Origin of the sequence: Zobellia sp. B3R18, assembly GCF_018860715.1 — a bacterium.
Taxonomy (GTDB): domain Bacteria; phylum Bacteroidota; class Bacteroidia; order Flavobacteriales; family Flavobacteriaceae; genus Zobellia; species Zobellia russellii.
In genome coordinates, this window is sequence record NZ_JAHKQG010000007.1 from 51440 (window position 1) to 72164 (window position 20725).

22 protein-coding genes are annotated in these 20725 nt (G+C 38.3%); 8 read left to right on the forward strand and 14 right to left on the reverse strand.

Features of this window, described 5'->3' with window-relative positions:
- Positions 1 to 24 precede the first annotated feature (24 nt).
- Together murB and KO513_RS04820 are read right to left on the reverse strand one after the other, a co-directional pair.
- The gene (murB, locus tag KO513_RS04815; protein WP_215912521.1) at positions 25 to 1041 is read right to left on the reverse strand and encodes a UDP-N-acetylmuramate dehydrogenase; all 1017 of its coding nucleotides are present in this window, start codon (positions 1039 to 1041) and stop codon (positions 25 to 27) included.
- Positions 1041 to 2231, reverse strand: a complete 1191-nt coding sequence (locus tag KO513_RS04820) for a pyridoxal phosphate-dependent aminotransferase (protein WP_215912522.1) — start codon at positions 2229 to 2231, stop codon at positions 1041 to 1043. The genes murB and KO513_RS04820 overlap by 1 nt, the downstream gene beginning before the upstream one ends.
- A 140-nt stretch (positions 2232 to 2371) precedes the next feature.
- Here KO513_RS04820 and KO513_RS04825 point away from each other — a divergent pair, with 140 nt between their 5' ends.
- Entirely contained in the window at positions 2372 to 3700 is a 1329-nt protein-coding gene (locus tag KO513_RS04825) for a PDZ domain-containing protein (protein WP_252735684.1), read from the forward strand.
- 46 nt (positions 3701 to 3746) lie between these two features.
- On the opposite strand, the gene KO513_RS04830 is transcribed toward KO513_RS04825, so the two are convergent.
- Positions 3747 to 4133 (reverse strand): DUF1573 domain-containing protein, encoded by a 387-nt coding sequence (locus KO513_RS04830; protein ID WP_215441941.1) that lies wholly within the window; start codon positions 4131 to 4133, stop codon positions 3747 to 3749.
- A 198-nt stretch (positions 4134 to 4331) separates the two neighbouring features.
- On the opposite strand from KO513_RS04830, the gene KO513_RS04835 reads away from it, so the two are divergent.
- Positions 4332 to 6962, forward strand: coding sequence for a valine--tRNA ligase (locus KO513_RS04835; protein ID WP_215912523.1), 2631 nt, complete (start codon positions 4332 to 4334; stop codon positions 6960 to 6962).
- 27 nt (positions 6963 to 6989) lie between these two features.
- Here the strand turns inward: KO513_RS04835 and KO513_RS04840 are convergent, their stop codons facing one another.
- Both KO513_RS04840 and KO513_RS04845 read right to left on the reverse strand, forming a co-directional pair.
- On the reverse strand, positions 6990 to 7241 hold the full coding sequence (locus tag KO513_RS04840; RefSeq protein ID WP_215912524.1) for a hypothetical protein: 252 nt from the start codon (positions 7239 to 7241) through the stop codon (positions 6990 to 6992).
- A 104-nt stretch (positions 7242 to 7345) separates the two neighbouring features.
- Positions 7346 to 7828 (reverse strand): zinc-ribbon domain-containing protein, encoded by a 483-nt coding sequence (locus KO513_RS04845; RefSeq protein ID WP_215912525.1) that lies wholly within the window; start codon positions 7826 to 7828, stop codon positions 7346 to 7348.
- 181 nt (positions 7829 to 8009) lie between these two features.
- Here KO513_RS04845 and KO513_RS19810 point away from each other — a divergent pair, with 181 nt between their 5' ends.
- The 4 genes from KO513_RS19810 to KO513_RS04865 all read left to right on the forward strand — a co-directional run bounded on the left by KO513_RS19810 (position 8010) and on the right by KO513_RS04865 (position 11656).
- Entirely contained in the window at positions 8010 to 8579 is a 570-nt protein-coding gene (locus KO513_RS19810) for a TetR/AcrR family transcriptional regulator (RefSeq protein WP_215912526.1), read from the forward strand.
- Positions 8580 to 8876: 297 nt separating this feature from the next.
- The gene (locus tag KO513_RS04855; protein WP_215912527.1) at positions 8877 to 9470 is read left to right on the forward strand and encodes a hypothetical protein; all 594 of its coding nucleotides are present in this window, start codon (positions 8877 to 8879) and stop codon (positions 9468 to 9470) included.
- Between the two features lie 76 nt (positions 9471 to 9546).
- Entirely contained in the window at positions 9547 to 10815 is a 1269-nt protein-coding gene (locus KO513_RS04860; RefSeq protein WP_215912528.1) for a sterol desaturase family protein, read from the forward strand.
- 79 nt (positions 10816 to 10894) lie between these two features.
- The gene (locus KO513_RS04865; protein WP_215912529.1) at positions 10895 to 11656 is read left to right on the forward strand and encodes a creatininase family protein; all 762 of its coding nucleotides are present in this window, start codon (positions 10895 to 10897) and stop codon (positions 11654 to 11656) included.
- 37 nt (positions 11657 to 11693) lie between these two features.
- Here KO513_RS04865 and KO513_RS04870 read toward each other — a convergent pair whose 3' ends face one another.
- From KO513_RS04870 to rsfS, 6 genes are read right to left on the reverse strand one after another with little or no spacing between them, the layout of a single operon-like run.
- Positions 11694 to 11960, reverse strand: a complete 267-nt coding sequence (locus KO513_RS04870; RefSeq protein WP_215441934.1) for an acyl-CoA-binding protein — start codon at positions 11958 to 11960, stop codon at positions 11694 to 11696.
- The gene (locus KO513_RS04875; RefSeq protein ID WP_215441933.1) at positions 11935 to 12618 is read right to left on the reverse strand and encodes a phosphatidylserine decarboxylase family protein; all 684 of its coding nucleotides are present in this window, start codon (positions 12616 to 12618) and stop codon (positions 11935 to 11937) included. Before KO513_RS04875 ends, KO513_RS04870 begins: the two co-directional genes overlap by 26 nt.
- On the reverse strand, positions 12608 to 13411 hold the full coding sequence (locus KO513_RS04880; protein WP_215912530.1) for a phosphatidate cytidylyltransferase: 804 nt from the start codon (positions 13409 to 13411) through the stop codon (positions 12608 to 12610). Before KO513_RS04880 ends, KO513_RS04875 begins: the two co-directional genes overlap by 11 nt.
- Before the next feature lie 3 nt (positions 13412 to 13414).
- A complete protein-coding gene (locus KO513_RS04885) occupies positions 13415 to 14029 on the reverse strand; it encodes an LUD domain-containing protein (RefSeq protein ID WP_215912531.1) in 615 nt (204 codons plus the stop codon).
- A gap of 57 nt (positions 14030 to 14086) precedes the next feature.
- Entirely contained in the window at positions 14087 to 16090 is a 2004-nt protein-coding gene (gene ftsH, locus KO513_RS04890) for an ATP-dependent zinc metalloprotease FtsH (protein ID WP_215441930.1), read from the reverse strand.
- Between the two features lie 9 nt (positions 16091 to 16099).
- Positions 16100 to 16483, reverse strand: a complete 384-nt coding sequence (rsfS, locus tag KO513_RS04895) for a ribosome silencing factor (protein ID WP_215441929.1) — start codon at positions 16481 to 16483, stop codon at positions 16100 to 16102.
- 93 nt (positions 16484 to 16576) lie between these two features.
- Between rsfS and KO513_RS04900 the strand changes: the two genes are divergently transcribed.
- A complete protein-coding gene (locus tag KO513_RS04900; RefSeq protein ID WP_215912532.1) occupies positions 16577 to 17308 on the forward strand; it encodes a biotin--[acetyl-CoA-carboxylase] ligase in 732 nt (243 codons plus the stop codon).
- Here the strand turns inward: KO513_RS04900 and KO513_RS04905 are convergent, their stop codons facing one another.
- Positions 17309 to 17701 (reverse strand): SRPBCC family protein, encoded by a 393-nt coding sequence (locus tag KO513_RS04905; protein WP_215912533.1) that lies wholly within the window; start codon positions 17699 to 17701, stop codon positions 17309 to 17311.
- Positions 17702 to 17708: 7 nt separating this feature from the next.
- Positions 17709 to 18350 carry an orotate phosphoribosyltransferase gene (pyrE, locus tag KO513_RS04910; protein WP_215912534.1) on the reverse strand — a complete coding sequence of 214 codons (642 nt, stop codon included), beginning with the start codon at positions 18348 to 18350 and terminating at the stop codon, positions 17709 to 17711.
- Between the two features lie 7 nt (positions 18351 to 18357).
- Between pyrE and KO513_RS04915 the strand changes: the two genes are divergently transcribed.
- A complete protein-coding gene (locus KO513_RS04915; RefSeq protein ID WP_215441925.1) occupies positions 18358 to 18945 on the forward strand; it encodes an NUDIX hydrolase in 588 nt (195 codons plus the stop codon).
- 1 nt (position 18946) lies between these two features.
- Here KO513_RS04915 and KO513_RS04920 read toward each other — a convergent pair whose 3' ends face one another.
- A complete protein-coding gene (locus KO513_RS04920; RefSeq protein WP_215912535.1) occupies positions 18947 to 20722 on the reverse strand; it encodes a M14 family metallopeptidase in 1776 nt (591 codons plus the stop codon).
- Positions 20723 to 20725 lie beyond the last annotated feature (3 nt).

A 20725-nucleotide genomic window follows, 5' to 3' on the forward strand; every position in this document is an offset into this window, starting at 1 on the left:
CCCAAGATTTTCTTTGGGGGTTATTTATTTTATGATATTTACTTCCGGCGCTATTTCAATACCGAATTTTTTCTTTACTTCATCAATTATTCTGAAGGCTAAATCCAAAATTTCCTGACCTGTAGCGTTTTCATGATTAACTAGTACCAATGCTTGATTTTTGTGTACCCCGGCATCACCAAACCTTTTTCCTTTAAAACCACACTGTTCAATAAGCCAACCAGCTGGTATCTTGTAGCTGCTATCCGTTACTTTATAGGATGGGGCCTCTGGGTTGGTAGCAATAAATTGGGTGTATTCTTCTAAATTAATCACCGGATTTTTGAAAAAACTGCCGCTGTTGCCCAAAACTGCAGGATTGGGCAATTTACTTTGCCTAATGGCTATAACAGCATTTGAGATGTCTTTTATTGTTGGGGTTGAAATACCCATTTTTTCAAGTTCGGATTCAATAGCGCCATAAGAGGTGTTCTTCTTATGGTTGGTTTTGCTCAATTGAAACGTAACCGAGGTGATAATATACTTTCCCTTTCCTTCATTTTTAAAAAAAGAGTCGCGATAACCAAATTTACAGTCTTCTTTTGAAAAAGTTTTTAGGGTTTGAGTTTTAATATGCATGGCTTCGCAGGAAACAAAACAGTCTTTTAATTCTACGCCGTAGGCGCCAATATTCTGAATAGGTGCCGTACCCGTGTTACCGGGAATAAGAGACATGTTTTCTAATCCGCCATAGCCATTGTCCAAGGTCCATAACACCATCTGGTGCCAGTTTTCGCCCGCCATTACTTTAAGAAGAACATAATCGTCCTTTTCTTTTAGAATCTCTTTGCCTTTTAGGTTTATATGTAATACCAATGCATCAATATCATTGGTGATTAACATATTGCTTCCGCCACTAAGAACAAATTTATTTGGGTATTCATCAAGTTGGAGCGCTTTTTTTAGGTCTTCTAAACTATTGATTTCAACAAAGAACCGCGCCTTGGCATCTATTCCAAAGGTATTGTAGGGCTTAAGGGATATATCTTTTTTAACCTCCATTACGCTATATAACTTTTTAGCGCCTCCTTTAGTATGTTAACCGCTCTCTTTAAGTTGTCTTTGTCCAGAACATAGGCAATTCTTATCTGGTTTTTGCCATAACCTTCGGATGCATAAAACCCTGCGGCAGGTGCAACCATTACCGTTTCATTGTTCAGTCTAAAATCTTCTAATAACCATTGGGCAAAATCATCTGCATCTGTAATGGGTAATTCCGCAATGCAATAGAAAGCCCCTTGAGGTTTGCCTACTTTTATCCCTTCAATTTTTTCAAGTTCTTCAATAAGCAAGTTTCTACGGCCTACATACTCTTTTTTTACATCGTCAAAATAGCTTTGCGGAGTTTCCAATGCGGCTTCACTGGCAATTTGAGCGTAGGTAGGGGGCGATAATCTTGCTTGGGCAAATTTTATGGCCGTCTTAATAACGTTCTTGTTTTTGGTAACCAAGCAACCTATACGTGCGCCGCACATACTATATCTTTTACTTACGGAATCGACTATTATAGCGTGCTCTTCCAGTCCTTCTTCCTGTAAAATAGAGTAATGTTCTGCTCCGTCATAGGTGAACTCTCTATAGACTTCGTCGGCAATTAAGAAAAGGTCGTGCTTTTTAACTATTGCCGCCAATTTTTTAATTTCTTCCCTTGTGTATAAATATCCGGTAGGATTGCCAGGGTTGCAGATAAGGATAGCTTTGGTCTTGGGGGTAATTAACTTCTCGAATTCTTCAATGGCCGGAAGGGCAAAATTAGAATCGATATGGGATATAACAGGAACCACTTTAACCCCTGTAGCGGTAGCAAACCCGTTGTAATTGGCATAAAAAGGTTCAGGAATAATAATCTCATCCCCATTATCGGCAATACTGCCCATTGTAAACGCCAAAGCTTCTGAGCCACCTGTAGTTACAATAATATCATTTGCCCCTACATGAATATCGTTTTTGGCATAATAGGCGGCAAGCTTTTCACGATATTCCTCAGACCCTTCGGTACGGCTGTATGCAATAACATCTAAGGTGTTGTTTTTTACGGCATCTAAAGCTAGCTGAGGTGTTTTTATATCCGGTTGACCTATGTTAAGGTGAATTACATTAACGCCCTTCTTCTTAGCTTCTTCCGCATAAGGAACCAACTTTCTAATAGGCGATTCGGGCATGGAAAGCCCTTTTTGTGATACTACTGGCATATATAAGCAATTTTGCTGCAAAAATGAGGAAACCAAACGAGAAAACCATGCGCGTTGGGAAAACGTTTATTTGTCTTTTGTTAAAAAAGGGGAGGTGTATCTGAAAAAATCGTAAATTATAGAAGGAAATATGAAAAAAGTTGAACAAGCTGCGTCTACATATCATATTCTTTCTCATGTTGCTTTCTTCTTCGGTAATGGCACAGGGCTTCACTTTGCCTGAAGGTCAAAAGTCCGAAAAGATTAAGTTTCAACTCATCAACAATCTTATTGTAGTGCCTATTGAAGTTAACGGAACGGAACTTTCCTTTTTGCTGGATTCCGGTGTAAGTTCACCCATACTGTTCAATATCTCCGAAACGGATTCGGTGCAAATAAACCATGTTTCTGAAATTACGATTAAAGGTTTTGGTGATAATGTTCCCATTAAAGCGCTGGTGTCCGAAAAAAATCAATTTCGCTTAAAAAATATATCCAACGAGAATCAGAAACTCTTTGTGGTAATGGATAAGAGCATAAATTTTTCTACTTCCTTGGGGATTCCTGTTCATGGTATTATAGGTTATGACCTTTTTAGGGATTTTGTTGTAGACGTCAATTACATTAAAAAGCATATCCGTTTCAGTAACCCGGATACTTATGTGTACCGGGAAAAGAAAAATACTGAAGTCTTACCACTGTCCATTAGGGCTAAAAAGGCCTATTTGAATTCCGAACTTTATTTAGGGGAGGAAGATGAACTTTCTGTAAGGCTCCTTTTGGATACCGGTAGTAGTGATGCCCTATGGCTTTTTGAAAGCGATTCTATAAACGTACCTGACAAACATTATGACGATTTTTTAGGAAAAGGCCTTAACGGTAATATTTATGGAAAACGAACCAAGGTTAATGGGTTAAGGATAGGCCGTTTTTTGTTGAATGATGCCAAGGCAGCTTTTCCAGATAAAAACTCTTTTAGAGAACTTACAAACTTGGTGGAGCGCAACGGTAGTTTGGGAGGTTCGGTTTTAAAAAGGTTTCATGTAGTTTTTGATTATCGCCGCAATCGAATAATTCTACGAAAGAACTCTAATTTTGATAAGCCGTTTAAATACAACTTATCCGGCCTAGATTTACAGCATAATGGTATACGTTATATTGCCGAAAGTATAGCGGATGACCGTGGTGTGGTTTATAGTGATAAAGCTGAATTTGGCAATGTGCAATTGCTTTTTGAAAACCAGACCAGACTTAGCGTTGCACCGGAAATAATAGTGAGTGCCATTAGGGCGGGTAGCCCCGCATATGAAGCCGGTTTAAAGGAAGGTGATGTTATTTTGGCGGTAAACGGCAAAAGAATTCACCGTTACAAGCTTCAGGATATCTTGGAGATGATCAACGAAAAGGAGGGTAAACGTATTAAGTTATTGATAGAGCGCTATAATTCCGATTTGCTTTTCACCTTTGTGCTTAAAAACATGCTAAAATAAAAAGACCCGGTCATAGCCGGGTCTTTTAGTTAATTTTCTAGGAAGTTTATTTGCCTTCGGAGGCCTTTACTTCACCTTTAATTTTTAGAACCTTTGTAGGTGTGTCCGCATTGGAAATAACCGTAATGGCCTTTCTAATAGGACCTACTCGGTTAGTATCATATTTTACTGAAATTTCGCCCGTTTTGCCTGGTAAAATAGGCTCTTCAGGTTTTTTAGGAATGGTGCAGCCACAGCTAGAGCTTACTTTGCTTATGATCAAAGGCGCCTGGCCGGTATTTGTAAATTCAAAAACACGAACACCATCGGATCCTTTTTGAATTTCACCGTAATCAACGGTCTCGGACTTAAATTCAATTTTTGCCGCTTTGTCCTGTGCGGTTAGGGATAATCCCATTAGGCCTACAAATAATACGAGTACTATTTTTTTCATTTTGTTAAATTTAGGGAATCTCAAAAATAAATCTTTTCAGATGAACCTCCAAAATTCTTTTGTTATCTGTTAACGTTACTTATTTTTGTTTCGTATTTAAAACTAGGCAAAATTGCCATAAACTATATATAACGTAACTTCTTATTTCGGTCTTTATTGTTATGACCGTCATTCCTTAGACAAAAACCGTTCCAAAATATGGATATCCCTTCTAAATATGAAGCCTTAAAAGCTGAAAGCCACTGGTATGACTACTGGATGGAGCACGACTACTTTTCATCTACGCCAGATGAAAGAGAGCCATATACTATTGTAATTCCTCCGCCAAACGTAACCGGAGTGTTGCATATGGGGCACATGCTCAATAATACCATACAAGATGTATTGATTAGGAGAGCGCGCTTAATGGGTAAAAATGCATGCTGGGTACCAGGAATGGACCATGCATCTATCGCTACCGAGGCTAAGGTGGTAGCCAAGTTAAAAGCAGAAGGTATAGACAAGGCAGATTTGAGCCGAGAAGAGTTCTTGAAACACGCCTGGGAGTGGACAGATGAATATGGAGGGGTCATTCTTGAACAGCTCAAAAAACTAGGTGCTTCCTGTGATTGGAACCGCACCAAGTTTACTATGGATGATGACATGTATAAATCTGTCATTAAAGTGTTTATTGATTTGTTCAATAAAGGGTTGATTTACAGGGGTCACCGTATGGTGAATTGGGACCCGGAGGCGCAAACAACCCTATCTGATGAGGAAGTAATCTATGAGGAAAAACAAGGGTTACTTTATTATCTTTCGTACCCGATTGAAGGTTCCGAAGAAAGAGTAACCATTGCTACCACTAGGCCAGAGACTATTTTAGGAGATACCGCAATCTGTATAAACCCAAATGATGAGCGCTATCGTCATTTAAAAGGAAAAAAAGTGGTTGTGCCTATTTCTGGTAGGGTAATACCTATTATAGAGGATGAGTATGTAGATATTGAATTTGGTACCGGATGTTTAAAAATTACTCCGGCCCACGATATCAATGATAAAGCCTTAGGTGAAAAGCACAATCTTGAAACCATAGATATTTTCAATGCCAATGCCACCTTAAATTCTTTCGGTCTGCATTACGAAGGTAAAGACCGTTTTGTGGTTCGTAAAGAAATTACCAAAGAGCTGGAAGAAAAAGGGTTTTTAGTAAAAAAGGAGAACTATGTAAATAAAGTAGGTACTTCTGAGCGTACCAAGGCTGTAATTGAACCACGTCTTAGCGATCAGTGGTTCTTGAAGATGGAAGAATTGGTTAAACCCGCTATTGATTCCGTGCTTAAAACGGAGGAAGTGAAGTTTTTTCCAAAGAAGTTTGAGAATACATACCGTCATTGGATGGAAAATATTCGCGACTGGAATATTTCGCGTCAATTGTGGTGGGGGCAACAAATACCCGCGTTTTACTTTGGTGACGGACAAGAAGATTTCGTTGTTGCGGAGACTAAAACGGATGCTCTTAAATTGGCACAAGAAAAGTCTGGAAATGCCAATTTGACAGAAGCAGACCTAAGACAGGATGAAGATGCATTAGATACATGGTTTTCTTCTTGGTTATGGCCTATTAGTGTTTTTAACGGCATTTTGGAGCCGGATAATAAAGAAGTCAACTATTATTATCCAACCAATGATTTGGTGACAGGTCCGGATATTATTTTCTTTTGGGTAGCCAGAATGATTATTTCGGGTTACGAATATCGTGATGAGCGACCCTTCCAAAATGTATATTTTACAGGGTTGGTACGTGATAAGCAGCGTAGAAAAATGTCTAAGTCGCTTGGAAATTCACCCGATGCACTTAAATTAATAGAAGATTACGGGGCAGATGGTGTTCGTGTAGGACTTTTGTTGAGTTCCGCTGCGGGTAATGATTTGATGTTTGATGAAGATTTGTGTCAACAAGGAAAGAATTTTGCCAACAAAATATGGAACGGTTTCCGATTGTTGAAAGGCTGGGAAATTGCAGACTTGCCACAACCTGAAGCATCAAAATTGGGTATTGAATGGTACAAGGCCAAGTTCAATAAAACTTTGGCAGAGATTGAAGACCACTTTAGCAAATACCGTATTTCCGATGCTTTAATGGCCATTTATAAGTTGGTTTGGGACGATTATAGTTCTTGGTTGTTGGAAATCATTAAACCGGATTATCAAAAGCCAATTGATAGGGTTACCTATGAGGCGGTAATAGATATTTTTGAGCAAAACCTAAAGCTGTTGCACCCCTTTATGCCTTTCCTAACAGAAGAGGTTTGGCAGCACATTACGGAACGTATGCCTGAGAATGCATTGGTAGTGGCGCAATGGCCAAAAATGCAAACAGTAGATGAGGCGTTAATAGAAAGTTTTGATATTGCTGCGGAAGTGGTATCCGGTGTTAGGAACATTAGGAAGGAAAAGAACATTCCAATGAAAGAGAGTTTGGAATTAATGGTTCTAAACGAAGGAAATTTAGCGAAAATTTGGGATGTGGTCATTGAAAAACTGACTAACGTAGCTGAGGTTTCCTATGTAGATGCTACGGTAGATGGAGCTTTGTCTTTCCGTGTAAAAAGTAACGAATATTTTGTTCCCATGAGCGGTGCAATTGATGTTGAGGCCGAAATCAAAAAGATTGAGGAAGAACTCAAATACACCAAAGGGTTCTTAAAATCTGTAGAAAAGAAGCTTTCCAACGAACGTTTTGTGAGCAACGCACCAGAAAAGGTTATTGCTATAGAACGCCAAAAGCAAGCAGATGCCGAAGCAAAGATTGAAACTTTAGAGAAAAGTTTGGCCAGTCTGGGTTAAGCTATGTAGTATCATAATTACAGCCGGTTATTCTAGAAGTAGGGTATCCGGCTGTTTTGTTTTAGCTGGGCTAAGGCTGTCATTGCCATAGAAGGAAAGTAATTTGTACTTGTCCGCAAAACGTCCTCCAATGTCTTCTTGGTTGGGAGTACGGACCAATACAGTATTCCATTTGCCTTCAACTCCAATGTAAAGCTCATTAAATTGCTGGTTTTTATCGATTTGAAAAATACAGTCTTCAACAATATCTAAGATGTCTTTCCTAAATTCGGCTTTCACTTTTTTTATATCCCTTATTTTTAAAAGTATTAAGAGTTTACTTTGGTTTTGTTTGGTAAAATAGGCAATGTTCTCGGTGTCTATTCCACTTACAATATCATAATCTACACAGGCTTTAAAGAAGCGGAGATGGAGTCTCTTTCTTTGTGAACTAATTGGGACATCTTTTTTATATCGGCATCCAATAATTCTTTCCTAGGGTCTATTGGTGTCACTTTTGCTGATTCTCCAGAACGACTATAGACCCCATAAAGTGATATGGAAAATACAATTACGAAAAGTACGGTTATAACCAAGCACCCGCAGCCATGCCATAGTGGTCTTTTTACGGGATTCGTGCTGTTTTCTACTTCATAACTTTTTAGCATTTGCGGTGTAAATTCTGCAAATGAAAAGCTCTTTTTGCAATGGCTACATTCGGCAATATGTTTTTTGAATAGGGGGAAGAGTGGGATCCAGAATACATGAAAGTACGTGCCGTAAGTGCTAACGGTAAAAGAATCTTGGGATTGGCAATAAGAACAAGTAGTTCTTTTTAAATGGCGTTCTTTTATTTTACTGGAGCGTGTTCCGAAAAAGAAAATCATAGGTTTGTTTTAAAGGTGTAGCGTGTGGTTGTAATAACCTGTGGTTATCAATTAACGACAAAGTTATGCGGTAAATTGTAGTTTATTCTCCCTGTATTCAGTGATTTATAACCCCTTTTTGGACATAGGTCTATATTTTTTAAAATGAACATATATTCATTTTAATTGCTATATTAGTAATGTGAGAATTAAAGATAATACCAAGGTCAATGCGATTTTTGAGGCAACTACGGAGTTGACTTCCGAATTGGGGTTGAGTAACCTCACCATGTCATCCATAGCTAAAAGGGCAAAGATGGCATGCGGAACACTCTACATCTATTTTGATAGTAAAGAGCAACTATTGAATGAGCTTTACAAGCACTTACTGTTAAGTGGTACATTTTCTATGCTTCCGTCTATTCAGCATTTTCCTTTAAAAAAACAGTTCTCCGTAATTTGGTCAAATGTTCTTCAGTTCCGTGTTTCCAATAGTTCTGAGGTTGTTTTTATGCACCAGTTTAGATATTCGTCATTTGTTTCAGAGGAAACGAGCAATCTGGACGAGCAATTTTTAAACTTTATCAGGGGGTTACTCGATAGAGGAAAACAAGAATTGATTATTAAAGATATAGATAATGGTTTGCTGGTTCCGCTGTTGTATGGCTATGCCAATACTCTAGCAAGGCAATTGGTGTTAGATAGGACGGAATTAACCCAAGAGAAAATGGAACAATCGTTTCAGGTGTGTTGGGACGCTATAAAATCTTAAAGTTTTAACATTTATAAGTGAACTAATATTCATTTATAAAACGTATATTGTAATGTCTTAACAGTATAATTGACATCAAAAATTAGATTATAATAGCTCCATAGTCTTACTTGGATACTTATTATTTGAGATTGTCTAATCTGCTTAAGTCATTGGAGGCCCCAGTGGTCATGATTTTTTTTTTTTTGTTCCCCCACTTTATGGCTTCGGGGTCCTTCTTTTACAGTTGATAATTTTTAGCGCTTGTCCGTTAAAAATTCAGTTTTCATGTTTATATTTAGGTAAAACCAACATCACATGAAGAAACTAGCATTTGTAACAGCTTTTTTGTCTATTTCCTATGTGACTTCGCAAGAAATTAAGACTGAAATTTTATCGCCTGAAATTCAAATTAAAACAGCAGTTCTGCCTGCTCCTGAGGCAGATAAGGAGGCAGCCATGGTCTACGGGTACGACCCATCTGGGAATTTGGTGGTTTTGAGGGAAGGCACTAATAATTTAGTATGTATAGGAGATGACCCTACAAAAGAGGGTGTTAGTGTAGCCTGTTATTCCAAAGCGTTGGAACCGTTCATGAAGAGAGGGCGGGAATTAACGGCGGAAGGAAAAAACACAAAAGAAAAAAGGGAAATTCAAGGCGCTGAGGTTGCAGCGGGTAAATGGCAAATGCCCATAGTGCCCAGTATGCTCTATATTTATTATGGCAGTGATGAGGCCTATGACAAGCAGACTGGAGAATTGGGTGATGGGCAGTATAGATATGTAATTTATACTCCGTTTGCTACAACAGAATCTACGGGGTTACCTGCAAAACCTCATGAAAAAGGTATGCCATGGCTTATGGACCCGGGTACTTTTAGAGCCCATATCATGGTAGGACCGTTCAATTAACAACATAGAGATGAAACCGTAAAGGGATTCATTTTATTTGCGATTGTACAACTTATGAAACTTAAATACTAAATAGGTGGAAACGTATGCCCAGGCACTTTTGTACGCTATTCCCTTTTTTGTGGTGCTTTTGGTAGTTGAGATAGCTTATGGTCATTTTGTGAAAGATCAGAAGCATAAAGTAATGGATTCCGTTTCTAGTATTAGCTCAGGTTTTAATAATATCATTAAAGATACTTTGGGACTAGGGTTTATTCTGGTCACCTACCCTTTTTTGTTGGAACATTTGGCCCTGTTCAAAATGGAAAGTACTTGGGTTGTATGGTTGGTGGCTTTTATAGTTATTGACTTTGCGGGGTATTGGAACCATCGGCTTAATCATAAAATAAATTTTTTCTGGAATCAGCACGTTATTCATCATAGTAGTGAAGAGTTTAATTTGGCATGCGCTCTGCGTCAGTCCATTTCTAATTTAATAGGTTATTTTCCTTTGCTTTTGATTCCTGCGGCTATTGCAGGTGTTCCTAATGAGGTTATAGCAATTCTTGCACCCGTTCACCTCTTTGCGCAGTTTTGGTATCATACGCAACATATTGGTAAAATGGGGTGGGCCGAATACATTATTGTAACTCCCTCTCAGCATAGGGTGCACCATGCGATTAATCCGGAGTACATTAATAAAAACTTAGGACAAATACTTTGCGTTTGGGACCGTTGGTTTGGTACTTTCCAGGAAGAATTAGATAATGTTCCTCCTCAGTTTGGAGTGTTGAAACCGGCCGGGACATGGAACCCCATACCTATTAATTTTCAGCATCTATGGCGATTGATACAAGATGCTTGGCATACCCAAAATTATTATGATAAAGTCCGCATTTGGTTTATGCCAACGGGTTGGAGACCTGAGGACGTCAAAAAGAAATTTCCTATAGAGGGTATTGTGGATGTTTACGGGTTTACACGTTATGAAACACCGGCATCTACAGGGTTAAAATTGTATGCCGTATTTCAATTGATTGCTACTACCTTATTTTTATGGTTTATGTTCTATAATTTTTCTGAGATAGGGGTAAGTGGTCTCTTGCTGTTTGGATTTATAGTGTTTACAGGTATTTATGGATATACGACATTAATGGACCGTAAAAAGTATGCGGTTTATATAGAATTGTTTAGAGGGGTATTTGGCTTGTTGTTCATTCTATTCACGAAGGATTGGTTTGGGTTGAACGGTTATTTGAATTTTGGAAGCTGGCTGGTGGCCCTCTATTTTGTTGTTACCATTATTTCTGGATTTTATTTTACTTACTTTGAATCCGTGGTTTCTGAACAAAACACAATCGCTTAAATTTTTTTGAGAGGAAGACATGTTAAAAGGAAGGGTTCTAAAGTGAATCTTGCTAAGTTTGTTGATCAAGAATTACATTATGAGACCTTATATTTTAGCAGAAACGAATTGGGAAGCTCTAAAGGACGAAAAGTTTGATTTGGCCATATTACCCTGGGGCGCTACAGAAGCCCACAATTATCATTTACCATATGCTACTGATAACATTCAGGCAGACCACATGACGGCGGAAGCTGCCCGTATTGCATGGGAGCAAGGGGTAAAGCCTATTGTATTGCCTACACTTCCGTTCGGGGTAAATACGGGGCAGTCCGATATTTATTTGGATATAAACTTAAACCCCAGTACACAGCTTGCTATTTTAACGGATATTGTAGAAGTGCTCAACAGGCAAGGTGTACATAAATTATTGATTTTTAATGGTCACGGCGGAAACAACTTTAAGCCCTTGGTTAGGGAGCTGGGGTACAAGTTTCCTGAAATGTTCATTAGCTTTTGCTTCTTTCCACAAGCGTTGAACAAGGATTTATATTTTGATGAAAAGGGTGACCATGCCGATGAAATGGAAACTAGTCTTATGCTTTATCTAAGACCCGATTTGGTTTCGTCTAAGGATAAATGGGGAGATGGCGAATCTAAACAATATAAGATTAAATCTTTCTCTGAAGGTTGGGCTTGGGCAGAGAGAAAATGGTCTAAAATTAGTGAGGATACCGGGGTGGGTAACCCGCATAGCGCTACTAAGGAAAAAGGCGAGCGTTTTTTTAAGGATGTAACCCAGAAAATAGGTGGTTTTATCTATGAGCTTTGTAAAGCTGATATTAATGATTTGTACAAGTAGAATAATAATCTCTACGCAATGGAATAGGGGCGGGTGATTACTTTTTTTTCCGTACCTCTGCCTTAACGAGTTTTATGTATGCTTTCATAGCATCATCTCGTTTGATGTTTTTGGCTTGAATAAGGGCATTTGCTTTAAATGCGTTGATCAGCGGCGTACTGCTTCCGGGATTACTATAGTTCTTGTTAGCTATTTTGTAATAGGCGTAGAGCTTTAGCAGCAGGTCGGCAGGCAACGGATCGGTATAGTTGTTCATAAACTCTACCGCCTTATCGAAATCAGTATGTAATTTCTCCTTCTTCATTCTTCTTTAGAACAGCCGCAACACAAGTTTCAGCGCCAATAACTTTCTGGTTTAATTTAACGGTAATAGCACAATCCAAAGGTAGGAATAAATCTACCCTTGATCCAAATTTAATAAAACCAGCATCTTCGCCTTGCTGAACATTGTCTCCTTCTTCGGCATAATTTACAATACGCCTGGCTAGAGCGCCTGCAATCTGTCTATAGAGAATATCCCCAAATTTAGGGGTACGGATAACCACAGTAGTTCTTTCGTTCTCCGTACTGGATTTAGGGTGCCAGGCTACTAAATATTTCCCTGGGTGATATTTTGAATATTTTACGGTTCCACTAGCGGGGTAACGGGTTACGTGTACATTGGTAGGGGACATGAAAATAGAAACTTGCATGCGTTTTTCCTTAAAGAATTCGGTTTCTTCAACCTCTTCAATAACCACTACTTTCCCATCTACGGGAGCTAATATTTCATCAAAGTTTTTTGCGGCCCTACGAGTCGGGTTCCTGAAAAACTGTAGGATCAAAATTAAAAATATAACAGCAATCAACTGAATGCCCATGCGTAGCCAAGGTATTTCAATGGCGTATTGAGAACCTAATATAACTACGGCAACTATAAAAAAGGTGGTCAGAATAATTTTTTGACCCTCTCTATGAAACATGGGCGAATATTTTTAAGGTTAAGAACGCAAACGGTGCTGCAAATATTAAACTATCTAGGCGATCTAGCATTCCGCCATGGCCGGGTAAAATAGCACCACTATCTTTTACGCCCGCCGTTCTTTTAAATTTTGATTCTATTAAATCGCCTAAATTGCCCGCTACAACTATTACAATAGCTAAAATAACCCATTGTGGCGGATTTAATATAGGCTCATACTTAGCCATAAAATAAGCCGTTCCTACGGCAAAAATCAAACCACCAAGAGCACCTTCAACAGTTTTCTTAGGGGAAACCGCAGAAAACAATTTAGTACGCCCAAAGCTACGACCAACTATGTAAGCAAACGAATCGTTTACCCAAATTAAGATAAAAATACCTATAATTAGAAACTTGGCAAAGTCATTATTGGTATAAGGAATCATTGTTAGGAAAATGCATCCGCCTCCAACATAAAAAAGCCCTATTAAAAACTTTTGGGCGGTATTAAAGAGTTTCGTTCTTTTTGAGAAGAGGTAAAACAGTAACATAAAGTTTACTGCCAGAGTGCACCCTAAAAGCACGTACACGAGTATCATGTCACTAACAAAATATATAAACAACCACCACAGGATCAAGTATGCGGCGTAGATATGCAAGCCTTTTAGGTCTACAAGTTTTTTGTATTCGTTGAGGCAGGCGAGCCCAAAAATCATGAATAAAAAATCAAAGGCATCTGAACTCAAAAAGACAGCGGACAACAATAAAAAGATGTAAACAGCTCCTGTAAGCGACCGTCTTAGAACTTCCTTCATGTTTTATAGGTCTTCCAAAAGTAAAAGATACAGGTTTTTAGAGCTGCTTCCGTAAGTTAGAAAATCATCTGAATTTCCTTCGTTGGCCTGAAAATGTTTTAATGTGGTAATGTTTGCAGGAATGTTATGGCCATACTTCTTTTTTATTGTCTTTAAGCCTTCCCCAATAGATTCAACTAGTTGGCTGGTAGTGGCAAAAACAATAACATTGTATGGTAATTCATTAAGCTTTTTGTCCATAAGTTGGTTGGAGCAAACCAGTATAGAACCGTTTTGGGCTATTAAGTGCTCACAGGTAGTGAAGAAAACTTCGCTATCCTTACTTTGGTCTGTAAAGCCAATATTTTCTTTTGAGAATTTCTTTTTGAGCGTTTCATTAATGACAAAGAAGGGGTGGTCCTGCCAACTATTCTCGTTTACGATATTTTTTACCGCTTGAGAAATCTCGGAAAACGAATCGCAGTAAAGAAATTTACCACCGTTTTGTTTAAAATGTATGGTAAATTTCTCGTCCACAGGAATGTTCAGATCGGGCATGTGTGCACCTCTGGTTTCCGCTGTTTCTTTGGAAACCTTCTTTTGCTTGCCGCCACCGAATAATTTGTCAAATAGCCCCATTTGCTCTTGTAAAACTCAATACGCGTTCTCTCTGATAAAAGAAAACGTTAAATATTCTTATTTATTTTCTTCTCCTTCTTCAGCTACTGTACCCTCGGAAGATAATAGGTCGTTAGAAATCTTTTCTTGCCCTTTTTCATCAAACTCTTCCCCAAAGGATCTTTTGCCAAAAATTTTCTCTAAATCTTCTTTAAAAATAACTTCTTTTTCTAATAATCTTTCAGCAAGAATGGTAAGCTTATCCTTATTATCCGTCAATACCTGAATAGCTCTCTGGTATTGCTCTTCTATGATTTTAGAAATTTCTTCATCAATCTTTTTCGCAGTGTCTTCACTATAAGGTTTAGAAAAACCGTACGAATCCTGTCCTGAAGAATCATAATAGGTGATATTACCTATTTCATCATTAAGACCGTAGATGGTTACCATGGCTCTGGCTTGTTTGGTTACTTTTTCCAAATCGCTCAAAGCTCCGGTAGATATTTTGTTGAAGATAACTTTTTCAGCAGCTCTACCACCCATAGTAGCACACATTTCATCTAACATTTGTTCTGGCCGAACAATTAGACGTTCTTCCGGTAGATACCACGCGGCACCTAAGGATTGTCCTCTTGGCACAATAGTAACTTTCACTAATGGAGCGGCATGCTCAAGCATCCAGCTTGTAGTAGCGTGTCCTGCTTCATGATAAGCAATAGTTTCTTTTTCTCCTGGAGTTATGATCTTGTTCTTTTTCTCTAATCCACCAACAATCCTGTCAACAGCATCTAAGAAATCTTGTTTTGAAACTGCCTTTTTCTCTTTTCTAGCTGCAATTAACGCCGCTTCGTTACAAACATTGGCAATGTCCGCACCTGAGAAACCGGGTGTTTGTCTGGCTAAAAATTCAAGGTCTAAGGCCTCGGAAGTTTTGATAGGTCTTAAGTGTACCTCAAAAATTTCTTTTCTTTCCCTGATGTCCGGTAAGTCTACATATATCTGTCTGTCAAAACGACCTGCACGCATTAAAGCTTTATCCAACACATCCGCACGGTTTGTGGCCGCTAAGACAATAACATTGGTGTTGGTTCCAAAACCGTCCATTTCGGTCAGTAATTGGTTAAGTGTGTTTTCGCGCTCATCGTTAGAGCCTGTGAAATTGTTTTTACCACGTGCACGACCAATAGCATCGATCTCATCAATAAATATAATGGCAGGCGATTTATCTTTGGCTTGTTTGAATAGGTCACGTACTCTAGATGCACCTACACCAACGAACATTTCAACAAAATCAGAACCGGATAGCGAGAAGAACGGTACTTTGGCTTCTCCTGCTACGGCTTTTGCCAAAAGGGTCTTACCTGTTCCCGGAGGGCCTACTAGCAAGGCTCCTTTAGGTATTTTACCACCCAATGAGGTGTATTTGTCCGGGTTTCTAAGGAATTCTACAATTTCTTCAACTTCCTCTTTAGCCCCTTCAAGACCAGCAACATCTTTAAACGAAGTTCTGGTGTCCGTTTTCTCATCAAAAAGTTTAGCTTTTGATTTGCCAATATTAAATATCTGACCTCCGGCACCGCCACCGCCACCGCCGGACATTCTGCGCATTAAATATATCCATATACCAATAATCAGAACAAAGGGTAATATGCCCAAAAGAAGGTCCATTAGATAGTTATTGTCTGTGTCATAATCGACAATAGTATCTAAATTGTTTTCTTTTTTGATGTTCTTAATTTCGTTCTCAAAGTTCTGCAAATCACCGTAATCCAATACATATTGAGGCACAGCGCCTGTAGAAGGAAGGAAAGGTTTTTCAGCTACATCTTTGTGGACATCCTTGGCCATAGCTTCTTCCGTAAGAAAAACTTTTGCTTGGCGTGTATTGGTAATGATCATTATTTCTTTAACATCACCGTTTCTAAGGTACTCCTGTAATTCCGAAGTTGTAGTTTTTCTGGTGTTGGCCAAATTGCCACTACCTATAAATTGAAAACCTATTAAAAGAATTGCTATCAATCCATAAATCCACCACGAGCTGAACTTCGGTTTCTTGTTATTTGTATTATTATCTTTAGCCATTATTATTTTTTACTGATTCAAACTGCTACTACTTTCTATTTTGGTTACTTTGGCGTCTCCCCAAAGCCCTTCAATATCATAATATTCTCTAACTTGTCTTTGAAAAACGTGCACAACAACGTTAACGTAGTCCATTAATACCCATTCGGCATTGTCTTCGCCTTCTACATGCCAAGGTTTGTCCTGAATGGTTTTACTAACGATTTTACGAATTGAACCTACTATAGCGTTTACGTGCGTATTTGAAGTACCATTACATATTATAAAGTAGTCGCAAACGGTGTTTTCTATATCTCTAAGATCAAGGAGATTTATATCTTGTCCCTTAACCTCTTCTATCCCCTGTAATATCAATGCAATTAGTTCATCTGCACTGGCTTTGCTTTTTTGCATTCAAAAATTTTAGTTTCTACAAAGTTATTATTTTTTTGTTCTTTTAGACCTAGTTTTTTATAATAGATACAATATATTCAAAATGAGCCTAGCATGAATATAATCAAACTTGATGCCACGGACTCTACAAACGCATATTTAAAGCGTTTGTTGTCTGATAGTAAACCAGCCGATTTTACAGTTGTTAGTGCCAAAGAACAGCAGAACGGAAAGGGGCAGATGGGTGCTAAGTGGGAATCTGATTCTGGTAAAAACCTTACCTTTAGTGTGTTAAGAATGAATTTAGGACTTCATCCCAATGATTATTTTCTTTTGAACATTTGTGTGTCATTGGCTGTTTATGACACGTTAAAGGCTTATCATGTACCTGATTTGGCCATAAAATGGCCCAACGACATTCTGTCAGGTACTTCAAAAATTTGCGGAATTCTCATTGAAAATATTCTTTCGGGAAAAGAGATAAATACCGCAATTATAGGAATAGGCCTAAATGTAAATCAAACCTTTTTTGGCGAGTTGGAGAATGCATCCTCATTGAAACTTATTTTAGGGCGGAATTTTGATTTGGATAAATTGCTCTTAGAGGTAATCAAGAACCTTAAAGCTATTTTTTTAAGCTCAAGAACGGATAGCGCAACGAGCCTTTGGAAAACGTATGAGGCGGTCCTGTTTAGAAAAGACAAGCCTTCTACGTTCGAGAATAAAGAAAATGAGTTATTTATGGGTTTTATTCGCGGAGTTTCGCCCAAGGGGAAACTGCAAATAGCCCTAGAGGACAATGTGCTAAAAGAATTTGATATTAAAGAAGTAAAACTACGCTACTGATTAAATCTTGGTTAAGTTATCGGACAATGTTCCCATAAAGTTGGTAATGGGGTGCTTGATCATCATAGCCATCATTGCGTTAAACTGGCCTTCAAAACTTAAAGCTACTTTACTTTCGTTATTACTCACAGAAACAATATCTGCCGTTAGTGTAAAAGGTAACTTGTCACTTGCCGCTCCCAATACAATTTGGCTGTTAGGGGTTTGAGATTGGCGTTGTAGAACAATCTGGGGCATACCTTTAAGGGCAAAAAGGAAACGATCCTCGTTAATAACCTCAAACTTATCAATGTTTTCGGGCATTAATTTTTCAAAGTTCTTGAGGTCTGTTAAGAATTCAAAAACTTCTTTATCTCCTTTTGCTATATCTTTTTGAGGGGTTTCTATGTGCATATCAATATTATTGTTGCCATTTAGATGGATTTTTTCTCCACTCTAATAAGGTATTTAATTGCTCTTCTTTAATGAAATGGGTCTCTGAGGCTTGCTCTATCAGGTGGTCGTAATCGCTAAGGGTGTTCAAAGAAATATTCTTTTCTTCAAAATTGGTCTGGGCTACATCAAAACCATAGGTAAAGATAGCTAACATTCCCTTAACGTTAGCACCGGAGTCCGTTAAAGCGTCTACAGCATTTAAGCTGCTTTTTCCTGTACTAATCAAATCCTCAATTACCACTACCGTCTGGTTGGCTTCCAATTGTCCTTCAATCTGGTTTTTTCTACCGTGTGATTTGGGTTCAGGTCTTACGTAAATGAACGGAAGGCCAAGAAAATCAGCTACTAAGGCGCCTATTCCTATAGCTCCTGTGGCTACTCCGGCAATAATATCCGGCTTGCCATAAAGCGCCTCTACCTGCTTTGCCATTTCTTCCCTAACAAAGTTTCGGATGACAGGGTAGGAGAGGATTATTCTGTTGTCACAATATATTGGAGATTTCCAACCGGAAGCCCATGAGAAAGGATTTTCCGGTTTCAACTTAATTGCATTAATTTGCAATAGAAGTTCGGCCGTTTTTTTGGCGGTATTTTTGTCTAAAACCATGACGCAAATGTATAAAGTTTTTGTGAACGAATTGCCTTTGATCTTAACAAATAAGCTCTCAGAAACTGGCGGTGGCGAATATTTTTTGCTAAACGAAGATTCTATCCAAGAAGCCATAAAGGCATTGAGGAAGAAAAAATTGACCGAAGCTTATATCTATCATCCTAACCATGAGGATATTCTAAAGAAATTTACGCATAGAATTCCGTTAGTAGTTGCTGCTGGTGGCGTTGTTACAAATGATATGGGGGAAGTATTGTTTATCTATAGAAACGACAAATGGGATCTGCCAAAAGGCAAACTGGACAAGGGTGAGTCTATAGAAGCTTGTGCTCTAAGAGAGGTTATGGAAGAGACCGGGGTAAAAGATCTTAGAATTGAGAACTTTTTGAGAACTACCTATCATATATTCAGTAATAATGGCGTGTATACTCTAAAAGAGGTGCACTGGTATGCTATGAGAACCAGTTATACAGGTAAGCTTAAGCCAGAAAAGAAAGAGGGTATTGTTAAGGTAAAATGGAAGGGCCCCAAAAAGATTCAGGAGGCACTACAAAATTCTTATAATAACATTAAAATTCTTTTTGGAGCATAATTTATTTCTTCAAAACTCTATACACGGGGTATTGTAAATGGGCCGCTTCGTAATGGTCCGAGTGTTTAAAAAGGTAGTCTAGTTGCGCATACCAATTAGTGTTGAAAACAGAATCGGTTGCTTTTTTGGACATGAAACTATCTTTTAAAACTTGATTTTCCTCTAATAACTTTATGGCTTCATCTTCAAAAACATAGGGTGAAAAGCCTTCTTTTTGCTGCAAAATAGAATCGAAAAAATTCCAATTAAAAAAAGAATCCTTTGTTTCTGGTTCCAAGGTTTCAATGATGTATCTAATACCTTCTTGGTCCGTAGGAATTAAAATATCGCCCTGTTGAAATTTTATTTTGCTTGTTGAGATTGAAACATGAGTGTCATAATGAGGGTAGTGACCTTCATAGGGGTAGTTCAGGGTTTTATAACTATCTATTTTATAGGATTCCACGGCAAGCACGGTGTCTTTTTGTATGGTGTTGTAATGAATCTTGTTCAATTCTAAAAGTGAAAGAACTTTACGCCACCCTTTTTTTAGAATATAGGCCTCTGGAATTTCCACGGAATCAATAGGAGTATAAAAGTTTTGGTACGCAACTTTTTTGGTAAAAGGCTTTTCTCTGTTGTATTTTAATCGTGTGAGTCCGGTAACTTTACTGGTAAGGGTGTCTCCTTCGTATCCCTTAAAATCTAAGGTTGTAGTCTTAGTAGTGTCTATTTGCCATTGGGTAGGGTAGTGCGTCCAATCTTTATGTCTGTGCTTAGCTTCTCCCCTTAGTTGTTTTATTTCTTTATAATCGGTCTCTGCAAGATTTATCATTTGCGTCATGAGCTGGTAGGTGCCTTCAACTCTTTGTTTGTAGGGTTTTAGCATATGGGTTTCTACCATCATTCCAAAAGTGTTCCATAATGTTGTGTAACCTGTAGAGTATCTTGGGTAGTCCATGAATTGGGAAAAACCTTTTTCCGGAACTTGATTAAAAACATTAACATAAGGCGTAATGTCCCATTCTGAATCTCTAAGGGATTTTTCCAAGGACGGCATCATTTTATTATGGATATAGTTGCCTAATTCACCGCCTAATTTGTTATGTTGTGTAAATAAGTGGGTTAAAGTATATTGATAATCAGCCCCATTACTAACATGGTTGTCGATAAATATATCCGGATTGACCATGTGGAAGATTTCAAAAAAAGTTCGGGCATTTTTGGTGTCACCTTTAATAAAATCCCTGTTTAGGTCATAGTTTAACGCATTTCCGCGAAAACCATAGGATTTTGGTCCGTTTTGGTTGGCACGTGTGGTGCTGTTTCTGTTTAAGGCTCCTCCAATATTATAAATGGGAATAGTTACCAATACCGTGTTCTTTGGGGCCGGAAGTTTACCGGTGGCCAAGTCTCTGTATAGTAACATGGTAGCGTCTATTCCATCACTTTCTCCGGGGTGTATACCGTTATTGATGAAAAGTAAGGTTTTGTTATTGCTTATTTTCTGAAAATTAAAATCGCCGTCTGGGTTATAGGTGATAATATGTAGCGGATAACCACTATCCGTATCACCAATGGTTTGCATATTTATTTCAGGAAACTCTTTGGCTAATCTAATGTAGAAGTCTATAGTTTCTAAATAGGTAGCCGTTTCGGAACCGTGACTGAGTTCAAAATGTGTTTTATAGTCGGCTGTTTTGTCCTGTTGTTCTGTTTCGCAAGAAAGACAAAGTAATCCCAATACCAAAAGGGTGGCAGGTAGAAGAAAATAAGTAGTTGTAATTTTCCGTTGCATGTA